Genomic DNA, 2,911 nt, shown 5'->3' with positions numbered 1-2,911 from the left:
CCGCGCCGTCGGCGGCCGCCTTCGCCGCCGCCGGGTCCAGGGCGCCACCCCGGGAGGTGATCAGGACGTTGTCCACGGCCGGGTCGTCGAAGGCCCCGTCGTCCACGATGATGCTGGCCCGTCCGGCCTCGCCGATCGCCTGGTCCCCGCTGGTGGCCTCGGTGAGGCCGGCGGCGTTGCCACCGACGAAACACACCGCCACGAACACGACCCACAACGCGATCGCCCGCCACGGATGCTCGGCGCTCCACCGCGCCATCCGCACGGTCACCGGTCTGTTGCCCATCTCGCGTCCCCCTGTCACGTCGACCCCCTGTCAACGGTGCTGACGTTAGGGGCGTGACGAGGCGGTCACATCGGGGAACGGCCCCCGTCCGCCCCGGAGTCGGTCCGCCGGGGGCGGCGGGCCCGCCGGACGGGCATCAACCGCGATTCGGGCGTACGCCGGGGTGTGGCCCGGAGCGTCCGGCCGGGACCCGCCGGTGCCGACCCGGAGCCCACTCCGGGTCATCCCCGAAGGGCACCCCGAGGCCGGGGCTGGCAGCGCGGGCAGCTGTACGAGGAGCGGTTCATGAACGACTCGCGGCGGATCGGCGCACCGCACCGCCGGCACGGCTCGCCCTCCCGGCCGTAGGCGTTCAGTTCCCGGTCGAAGTAACCGCTCTCGCCGTTGACGTTGACGTAGAGGGCGTCGAAGCTGGTGCCGCCCTCCTTGATCGCCTCAGCGAGCACATCGCGGACGTGACCGAGCAGGCGCTGCGCGGCCGGGCCGGTCAGCGCGTCGGTGGGGCGGGCGCCGTGCAGCCCGGCGCGCCAGAGCGCCTCGTCGGCGTAGATGTTGCCCACGCCGGAGATCAGCGTCTGGTCGAGCAGGGCCCGTTTCACCTCGGTCCGCCGCCGGCGCAGCGCGGCGACGAACGCCGCGTCGGAGAACTCCGGGTCCATCGGGTCGCGGGCGATGTGCGCGATCTCCGCGGGGAGGTCCGCGCCGCCCTCGCTGACCGCGAGCCCGCCGAACGTGCGCTGGTCGACGAAGCGCAGCTCGGGCCCGTCGTCGGCGAACCGGAACCGCACCCGCAGGTGGGTCTCGTCGGGGGTGCCGGGCGGCTGGAGCAGCAACTGACCCGACATGCCGAGGTGCCCGATCACCGCGTCGCCGCTGTCCAGCGGGAGCCACAGGTACTTGCCGCGGCGGCGCACGTCCACGATGGTCCGGCCGGCGAGCACGTCGGCGAAGTGCGCGCCGCCGGGGACGTGCCGCCGGACGGCGCGCGGGTGTCGCACCTCGACCGAGGCGATCCGCCGGCCGGTGACCCACTGGGCCAGCCCCTGCCGGACGGTCTCCACCTCGGGCAGCTCAGGCACGACGTACACCCGTCTCGTGGCCACTCGGGGCCTCGGCGTCGCGGGCCTCGGTCGGGCCGCCGCCGTTGGCGGACGTCTGCCGCTCGGGCGGGGTCTGCTGCTCCGCCACGTCGGCCGGCATGGCCTGCGCCAGGTGGTCGGCCACCTCGGCCCGGGCCGCCTGCTCGGCGCTGTCGGGCGGCCCGAACGACTCGTCCTGGTCGGACCTGTTCTGCTGGTCCTGCTGGGCGTTCTGCTCGTGCTGGTCCGTGAGCATCCGCCAGGCCGCCTCGGCGGCCCGCTGCTCGGCCTCCTTCTTGCTGCGCCCCTCCGCGCCGCCGTACCGGTTGCCGGCCACCACGACCCAGGCGGTGAACGTCTTGAGGTGGTCCGGTCCGGTGCCCTCGATCCGGTACTCGGGCACGCCGAGACTGAGCGCGGCGGTCAACTCCTGGAGGCTGGTCTTCCAGTCCAGGGCGGCGCCCCGGCCGGCCGACTCGGCCATCAGCGGGTCGAAGAGCCGGTGGATCACGATCCCGGCGGTGTCCAGCCCGTACTGGAGGTAGATGGCGCCGAGCAGCGCCTCCAGGGTGTCGGCGAGGATGCTCGCCTTGTCCCGGCCACCGGTGGTCTCCTCGCCCTTGCCGAGCAGCAGGTACGCGCCGAGGCCGTCCGGGCCCAGGCCGCGGGCCACGTCGGCGAGCGCCCGCATGTTGACCACGCTCGCCCGCAGCTTCGCCAACTGCCCCTCGGGCAGGTCCGGGTGGTTGTGGAACAGCGCCGTGGTGATCACGACGCCGAGGACCGAGTCACCGAGGAACTCCAGCCGCTCGTTCGTCGGCAGGCCACCGTTCTCGTACGCGTACGAGCGATGGGTCAGCGCGCGTTCCAGCAGGTCCGGCTCCAGGCTGACGCCGAACGCGGCTTCCAGGTGACCGACGGACGCCCGCCGCCGCTTGTCGTTGCTCATGATGTGCGTACCTCGGTGTCGGTGGAACGGTCGGTGCGGTCCGTCGCGGCGTCGCCGTCGAGCAACGCGGAGACCAGTTCGGTGGCACGCCGTCGCCACAAATGGGCGGCGAGAGCGATGCCGGAGGCGACGTCGTCGGCGCGAGCGGAGCCGTGACAGACGACCACCGTCCCGGCGACGCCCAGCAGGGCGGCGGCCCGGGGCGCGCCGCCGACGACGGGCGGGCCGCCGGCCATCGCGTACGCGCCCTCGATCGCCTTGAGCAGCACGTTACCGGTGAAGCCGTCGGTCACCACCACATCGGCGCGCGCGCCGAGAGTCACGTCGTACCCCTCGACCAGGCCGACGTAGCGTGCCCCGCAGGGCAGCGGTTCGACGGCGAGCAGGGGGTCGGTGGCACGGCGTACCCGGTCGCCCTTGCCGGCCTCGGTGCCGACTGAGAGCAGGCCGACCCGCGGCGCGACGACCGAATGGGCCACCGCGGCGTACGCGGCGCCGAGCACGGCGTGCCGGGCCAGGGTGGCGGGGCGGGGCTCCAGCGAACCGCCGACGTCGAGCAGCACCACCGGCCCGGCGACCGCGGGCAGGGTGGCGACC

At 74.3% G+C, this 2,911-nt stretch carries 1 protein-coding gene and 3 pseudogenes; all 4 read right to left on the bottom strand.

Annotated elements, in window-relative coordinates; translation table 11 throughout:
* Positions 1 to 286, bottom strand: a pseudogene (locus tag AB0J68_RS30290) (MMPL family transporter); the annotation flags it as partial.
* A 221-nt stretch (positions 287 to 507) separates the two neighbouring features.
* Positions 508 to 1,365 (bottom strand): bifunctional DNA-formamidopyrimidine glycosylase/DNA-(apurinic or apyrimidinic site) lyase, encoded by an 858-nt coding sequence (gene mutM, locus AB0J68_RS30285; protein WP_355066980.1) that lies wholly within the window; start codon positions 1,363 to 1,365, stop codon positions 508 to 510.
* Between the two features lie 232 nt (positions 1,366 to 1,597).
* Positions 1,598 to 2,314, bottom strand: a pseudogene (rnc, locus tag AB0J68_RS30280) (ribonuclease III); the annotation flags it as partial.
* A pseudogene (locus AB0J68_RS30275) lies at positions 2,311 to 2,911 on the bottom strand (phosphate acyltransferase PlsX); the annotation flags it as partial. The pseudogenes rnc and AB0J68_RS30275, both read right to left, overlap by 4 nt.

Origin of the sequence: Micromonospora sp. NPDC049580 (genome assembly GCF_040675595.1) — a bacterium.
In the GTDB taxonomy this organism is placed as follows: Bacteria; Actinomycetota; Actinomycetes; order Mycobacteriales; family Micromonosporaceae; genus Micromonospora.
This window is presented reverse-complemented; position numbering and strand designations above follow the sequence as displayed.